The following is a 6,707-nucleotide window of genomic DNA, read 5'->3' as shown; positions in this document are numbered from 1 at the left end:
ATCGAGTGCTTCGCCAACGGCCGCCAGGTACGCATCGACGATTGCGGCCACAACGTCCAGCACGACCGGCCGGAACGGCTCGCCGAGCTGATCGAGTCATTCTTCCTGCAGACGCCTGGCGCATGAACCGCCACTGCTTGCCGGCGGCGCCACTGTCCGGACACCCACGGGCTGACGGTCGTCTCCCGGTTTACCAGCCACCGCTGCCGGCCGCCAGACAGGCGGCGATGGCCAGCATGTCGTCGATCGTCAGCGCCGCCACCACCGCCTGCATCGGCTGCACCCGCTCGCCGGTGCGCACGCCGTGCCTGATGTCGTAAAGCTGGCGGACGATGTAGCTCGGCGAGCGACCGACGATCGGCGGCACCTCGGCATCGCCCCGCAAGTCCGAGCCGTGGCATTCGGCGCACGGCAAGGTCTTGCCGTTGCCGCCCGTCGACACCAGCCACTCGCCGCGAGCGATGCTTCCTTTCGGCACGTAGGCGATGAAGCGCGCCCGCGAATCCCGGTTCTCGAACTGCTCGAAGTCCTCGGGAAGCTCGATGATGCGCTGCCCGATCGGTTCCTCGCCACCGCCCGCGGCGGCTTCGAGGATCCAGCTCGCAACCCGCGTCCGAGGCACCGTGTCGGTTTCGACGACGCGCAGCCTGGCGCGTGGCGGCAGCCGTGAAAAGTACTCGGCGGCCGCGGCCACCTCCTCGTTCGAGAGATGCTGCGCCATGTGCAGCTTGAGACGAATCGGCGCCCGCGCCGGCACCGCGCTGCGACGAGCCCCGCTGGCGAAATCGGCGAGCTGCCGCACGATGTAGGGAGCCGGGAGGCCGGCGATGTCGGCGTTTTCCGGCCCTCCGGAGCCGTCGGACCGGTGACAGTAGCCGCAGGCATAGACGTCCGGTCGCCTCCCCTCGGCGACGACGCTGGGCAGCGGAGGATGATCGCCCGGATGCCAGACCGGCGCGAGGAAGCGGTCGCGCAGCTGCGTCACCGAATAACGTGCCCTACTGCCCCGAACGCTGCGTGCGACTCCGTCGTCCGCCCGCGGAACGAACTCCGGCGGGTTGACCGGGTAGGCCCAGGACGGCGGCCCGGCGGCAGCGGCCGCGCCAGCCAGCAGCAGGCTCGCGGCGACACAGGATGACCGCAGCGACTTTCGCGGCGGGCGCATCAGCACTCATCCCCGCTGCTCCGCGACCCGCCGCCGGGCCTCGACATCGGCCGGCAGTGCGTCGCCGCAGCGGACCGGTGACGCGTCCGGCCGGCGATGGCGCGCCCGGGTTCCGGCGCCAGCGGCAGAACCTGCCGGCAGCTGCCCGTGCGACGACTTAATGCCTTCTTAAGGACGGCGGACAAGGATGGCCCCCCCAGCACTGCGGAACCGAATCGATGTCCTCCACCCTGCATGCCACCGGCGAACTCCGGCAGCGCCTCGAAAGCCTCGTCAAGCCGTTGCTGTTCCTCGGCCTCAGCGCCATCCTGCTGCTCGTCATCGGCCAGTACACCGACATCGACCTCTGGCTCGCCGACCTCCACTTCGATCCGGCAAGGGGTCTGTTCCCGTGGGACCAAAGCTGGTTCGGGCGTACCTTCATGCACATCTGGGTGAAGAACGTCCTCATCTGGGCCGGCTTCCTGCTCGTCGCCGCCGCCGTGCTCGATCTTCTGCATCCGTTGCAGCGGCTCGGCGCGGCCGGACGCGCCCGGCTGCGACTGCTGGCGCTGGCCGCCACCCTTGCGCCGATGCTCATCCGCAGCCTGAAGGCACGCTCGGCGATGCATTGTCCCTGGGGGATCGATCGCTACGACGGCAGCCATCCGTTCCTGCGCATCCTCGACGCCGTGCCGCCCGACTGGCCGGCCGGCCAGTGCTTCCCGGCCGGTCATGCCAGCGCCGGCATGTGGCTGGCGGCGCTGGCGGTACTCTGGTTGCCGCACGCGCCGCGCAAGGCGCTGCTGGCCTACGCGGCCGGCACCGGCGTCGGCATGGTGCTCGGCTGGGTGCAGCAGATGCGTGGCCAGCACTTCCTCACCCACACCCTGTGGACCGCCTGGCTGACCAGTGCGGTGCTCGTCGCGTTGCTGGCCGTCTTCTCGCGTCATCTGCTGCCAGCGGCGGCGACAGCGCGGCCCGCCGGCGAAAACGCCGGCCTGCCCGCTGCCGGCAACGCATGAAGCGGCCACCTGCCGGCAGCGCCGCCGGCGGACAGCCGCGCCAACCGCGCCCCGGCATGCGGCGCGACGCACCGTGTCAGCATTTGCCCGCGACCGGGCAACCCGTACCGACGGAGGCACTCACTGGCGCCAGCGGCCGGCCTTCGGCCAGCCATGGACGAATCCCGTCGCGGACGTTATAGACCGTCCGGAAACCACCCTGCTGCGAAAGGACCTGGCTTGCCGTCCGCGTCCGGTTGCCGCTGCGGCAGATGACGATCACCGGTTCGTCAGCCTTGACGATGCCCTGCACCCGCTGCAGCCAGGCGGCCGTGTCGGCACGACCGCGTTCGTCGAACAGGGTCAGCAGCCGGCTGTCGGGAACGACGCCGGTCTCCTGCCACTCGCCGGCCGTGCGGATGTCGATCACCGGCACGCCGGCAGCCAGCAAGCGCGCCAGCTCGGCGTTGCCGATGTCCACCACCTCGGCGCGCAACAGCAGCGGGAAGCCCAGCACCACAGAAGAGAAAAGAAGCTTGCCGATCATCGTCGATCCTCCGCAACGCACGCGTTCATCGCACACCCCTGCACCGCCGACTGGCTGCCACCGACAGCCAGTCGGCAAACCCTGCCCGGCCGGCGCACACCAGCCGGAACTGCAGGACATCGCCATCAAAGATTCCCGATACGGGGCGATCTTCGCTCACCGCCACAGAACGCCACCAAAACGAACGACACGTCCGCATGCCGAAGGCCGCCTCCGGCATGCACGGGAGATCTTTTCAGCATCGCAACGGCGCGCTAACATGCGTCCGATCCTGCCCAGCGGTTTCCGTTCCCATTGCCCAGCGACGAAAGGATACCCCAGTCTTGAAGCCTACAGACATCAGCGCTCCCGACTACTTCCACAAGGTCGTCGACTGCCAGTGGGCCTGCCCGGCACACACGCCCGTTCCCGAATACATCCGCTTGGTCGCCGGCGGGCGCTACAGCGAAGCCTACATGGTGAACTGGGTGTCGAACGTCTTTCCCGGCATCCTCGGGCGCACCTGTGACCGCCCCTGCGAGCCCGCCTGCCGGCGCAGCCGCGTCGAGGACGAGACCCCCGACGGCCGCGAGCGGCGCGAACCGGTCGCCATCTGCCGCCTGAAGCGGGTCGCCGCCGACTACAAGGAAGACATCCGTCACCTGCTGCCGCAACCGGCGGCGCAGAAGAACGGCCGCCGCATCGCCTGCATCGGTGCCGGTCCGGCGTCGCTGACGGTCGCCCGCGACCTCGCACCGCTCGGCTACGAGGTCGTCGTCTACGACGGCGACAGGCTCGCCGGCGGCATGATGCGGACGCAGATTCCCAAGTTTCGCCTGCCGGAGGCAGTCATCGACGAGGAAACCGGCTACATCCTCGACCTCGGCGTCGACTTCCGCGGCGGCCAATACATCCATTCGCTGAAGGCGGTTCTCGACGAGGGCTACGACGCCGTCTTCGTCGGCTGCGGCGCGCCGCGCGGACAGGATCTCGACATACCCGGGCGCAAGGCGGCAGCCAAACACATCCACCTCGGCATCGACTGGCTGGCGAACGTCGCCTTCGGTCATGTCACCTCGATCAGCAAGCGGGTGGTCGTCCTCGGTGGCGGCAACACCGCCATGGACTGCTGCCGCTCGGCGCGACGTCTCGGCGGCGAGGACGTCAAGGTCATCGTCCGCTCCGGCTTCGAGCAGATGAAGGCCAGCCCGTGGGAGAAGGAAGACGCGATGCATGAAGGCATCCCGATCCTCAACAACCTCGTACCGAAGGCCTTCACCCACAACGGCGGCCGCCTGACCGGCGTCACCTTCCAGAAGGTGCGCTCGGTCTATGACGAGAACGGACGCCGGACACTGGTCGCGACCGGCGAGCCGGACCCGCACTTCGAGTGCGACGCCGTGCTCGTCGCCGTCGGCCAGGAAAACGCCTTCCCGTGGATCGAGCGCGACATCGGCATCGAGTTCGACAAGTGGGGACTGCCGAAGCTCGACGAGAAGACGATGCAGTCGACGCTGCCGAACGTCTTCTTCGGTGGCGACGCCGCTTTCGGGCCGAAGAACATCATCTGGGCGGTGGCACACGGTCACGAGGCAGCGGTGTCGATCGACCGCCTGCTGAACGGCGAGGACGTCGCCGCGCGACCGGCGCCGACGACCAGCCTGGTGTCGCAGAAGATGGGGATCCACGCCTGGCGCTACGACAACGCGATCTCGAACGACCGCCGCCTGCGCGTACCGCTGCGCGACGTCTCGGCAGCGCTGAAGAACATCCGGATCGAGGTCGAACTCGGCTTCGATCCGCAGCTCGCCTTCAAGGAAGCGCAGCGCTGCCTGAACTGCGACGTGCAGACGGTGTTCAGCAACCGCCTGTGCATCGAGTGCGACGCCTGCATGGACATCTGCCCGATGGACTGCATCAGCTTCACGCACAACGGCGACGAGGACGACCTGCGGACACGCCTGCAGGCACCGGCACTCAACCCGAACCAGGCCCTCTACGTCTCCGGGACGCTGAAGACCGGGCGGGTGATGGTCAAGGACGAGGATGTCTGCCTGCACTGCGGCCTGTGCGCCGAGCGCTGCCCGACCGGCGCCTGGGACATGCAGAAGTACCTGCTGGTCATGACGCATGCCGGCTGCGCGCGGACGGGCGCCAGCGAGGCGCAGGCAGCGGTCACCTGAGGAGCGAGAAATGCAGAAGATCGAAGCAACCAACGATTTCGTCGTCAAGTTCGCCAACATCAACGGCTCCGGCTCGGCATCGGCGAACGAGCTGTTTGCCCGCGCGATCCTGCGCATGGGCGTGCCGGTGTCGCCACGCAACATCTTCCCGTCGAACATCCAGGGCCTGCCGACCTGGTTCGAGGTGCGCGTCACCGAGCACGGCTATCTCGGCCGGCGCGGCGGCGTCGACCTGATGGTGGCGATGAATCCGCAGAGCTGGGAGCAGGACGTGCGCGAGATCGATCCCGGCGGCTACCTCTTCTACGACAGCTCGAAGCCGGTGCCGCGCGCGCGCCTGCGCAGCGACATCCACGTCCTCGGCATGCCGCTGACCGAGATCTGCAACGACACCTACAGCGACTCGCGCGAGCGCCAGCTGTTCAAGAACATCATCTACGTCGGCGCCCTGACGACGCTGCTCGACATCGACCCGCAGGAGATCGAGAGGCTCTTCGGCGAGCAGTACAAGGGCAAGGAAAAGCTGTTCGACTCCAACCTGCAGGCGCTCAACCTCGGCCGCGAGTACGCCCGCCAGCACCTGAAGCCGATCGCCCTCAAGGTCGAACGCCGCGACCGCGTCGGCGACATGATCTTCACCGACGGCAACAGCGCTGCCGCGCTCGGCTGCATCTACGGCGGCGCCACCGTCTGTGCGTGGTACCCCATCACTCCCTCCTCGTCGGTCCCCGAAGCCTTCGAGCGCTATGCAACGAAACTGCGCACCGACCCCGGCAGCGGCGAGAAGCGCTACAGCATCGTCCAGGCCGAAGACGAACTGGCGTCGATCGGCATGGTCATCGGCGCCGGCTGGAACGGCGCCCGCGCCTTCACCGCCACCTCGGGCCCCGGCATCTCGCTGATGGCCGAGTTCATCGGTCTCGCCTACTTCGCCGAGATCCCGGCGGTGCTGATCAACGTCCAGCGCGGCGGCCCGTCGACCGGCATGCCGACGCGCACGCAGCAGGCCGACATCCTCGCCTGCGCCTACGCCTCGCACGGCGACACGCGGCACGTCCTGCTGTTCCCCGAAGACCCCTACGAGTGCTTCGAGATGTCGGCGCAGGCGCTCGACCTCGCCGAACGGCTGCAAACGCCGGTCTTCGTCATGACCGACCTCGACATCGGCATGAACCAGCGCCTCTGCCGTCCCTTCGCCTGGGACGACAGCCGCGAGTACGACCGCGGCAAGGTGATGACGCGCGAAGCGCTCGACGCCGGCACCGATTTCGGCCGCTACCTCGACGTCGATGGTGACGGCATCCCGTACCGCACCTATCCCGGAACGCACCCGACCAAGGGCGGCTACTTCACCCGCGGCACGACCAAGAATGCCTACGCCGTCTACTCCGAAGCCGGCGCCGACTACATCTACAACATGCAGCGGCTGCGGCAGAAGTTCGAGACCGCCAAGTCGCTGGTGCCCCTGCCGGTACTCACCGCCGCCCGCTACCCGGCACGCTTTGCCGCCATCTTCTACGGCTCGACCGGACCGGCGATGCAGGAAGCGCTCGACGCGCTCGCCGAGCAGGGCATCTACATCAACGCCCTGCGGGTACGCGCTTTCCCGTTCCAGAACGAGATCAGCGACTTCATCGCGGCGCACTCGAAGGTCTTCGTCTTCGAACAGAACTTCGACGGACAGCTGACCACCCTGCTGATCAACGAGGCACACGCCAGCCCGGCCAGCCTGATCCCGGTGCTGCACTACGACGGCACACCGATCACCGCCCGCTTCATCACCCAGGAGATCGCCGAACGCGTCGCCCGGCTGAACGTCCGCCCACTCCGCGAGAACATGGTGGCCTGAA

At 68.0% G+C, this 6,707-nt stretch carries 5 protein-coding genes; 3 read left to right on the top strand and 2 right to left on the bottom strand.

What is annotated here, in order from left to right:
* Positions 1-190 precede the first annotated feature (190 nt).
* Positions 191-1,165 carry a c-type cytochrome gene (locus NFW30_RS05895; RefSeq protein ID WP_295352295.1) on the bottom strand — a complete coding sequence of 325 codons (975 nt, stop codon included), beginning with the start codon at positions 1,163-1,165 and terminating at the stop codon, positions 191-193.
* A 218-nt stretch (positions 1,166-1,383) separates the two neighbouring features.
* Between NFW30_RS05895 and NFW30_RS05890 the strand changes: the two genes are divergently transcribed.
* Positions 1,384-2,169: a phosphatase PAP2 family protein gene (locus tag NFW30_RS05890; RefSeq protein ID WP_295352297.1), complete on the top strand. Its 786-nt coding sequence runs from the start codon at positions 1,384-1,386 to the stop codon at positions 2,167-2,169.
* A 76-nt stretch (positions 2,170-2,245) separates the two neighbouring features.
* Here the strand turns inward: NFW30_RS05890 and NFW30_RS05885 are convergent, their stop codons facing one another.
* Complete coding sequence (locus tag NFW30_RS05885) at positions 2,246-2,695, bottom strand: rhodanese-like domain-containing protein (protein ID WP_295352300.1); 450 nt, start codon at positions 2,693-2,695, stop codon at positions 2,246-2,248.
* Between the two features lie 323 nt (positions 2,696-3,018).
* Here NFW30_RS05885 and NFW30_RS05880 point away from each other — a divergent pair, with 323 nt between their 5' ends.
* On the top strand, positions 3,019-4,857 hold the full coding sequence (locus NFW30_RS05880; RefSeq protein ID WP_295352302.1) for an FAD-dependent oxidoreductase: 1,839 nt from the start codon (positions 3,019-3,021) through the stop codon (positions 4,855-4,857).
* A gap of 10 nt (positions 4,858-4,867) precedes the next feature.
* Positions 4,868-6,706: a 2-oxoacid:acceptor oxidoreductase subunit alpha gene (locus tag NFW30_RS05875; RefSeq protein ID WP_295352305.1), complete on the top strand. Its 1,839-nt coding sequence runs from the start codon at positions 4,868-4,870 to the stop codon at positions 6,704-6,706.
* Position 6,707: the final 1 nt, after the last annotated feature.

Source organism: Accumulibacter sp. (genome assembly GCF_023806635.1).
Taxonomy (GTDB): Bacteria; Pseudomonadota; Gammaproteobacteria; order Burkholderiales; family Rhodocyclaceae; genus Accumulibacter.
The sequence above is the reverse complement of the archived record's forward strand: the minus strand, read 5'-3'. Positions and strand labels throughout refer to the sequence as shown.

What these genes read in the sequence shown, in the direction of transcription:
- NFW30_RS05895 (WP_295352295.1), bottom strand. Translation starts at nt 1,165, where the DNA reads ATGCGCCCGCCGCGAAAGTCGCTGCGGTCATCCTGTGTCGCCGCGAGC.
- NFW30_RS05890 (WP_295352297.1), top strand. Translation starts at nt 1,384, where the DNA reads ATGTCCTCCACCCTGCATGCCACCGGCGAACTCCGGCAGCGCCTCGAA.
- NFW30_RS05885 (WP_295352300.1), bottom strand. Translation starts at nt 2,695, where the DNA reads ATGATCGGCAAGCTTCTTTTCTCTTCTGTGGTGCTGGGCTTCCCGCTG.
- NFW30_RS05875 (WP_295352305.1), top strand. Translation starts at nt 4,868, where the DNA reads ATGCAGAAGATCGAAGCAACCAACGATTTCGTCGTCAAGTTCGCCAAC.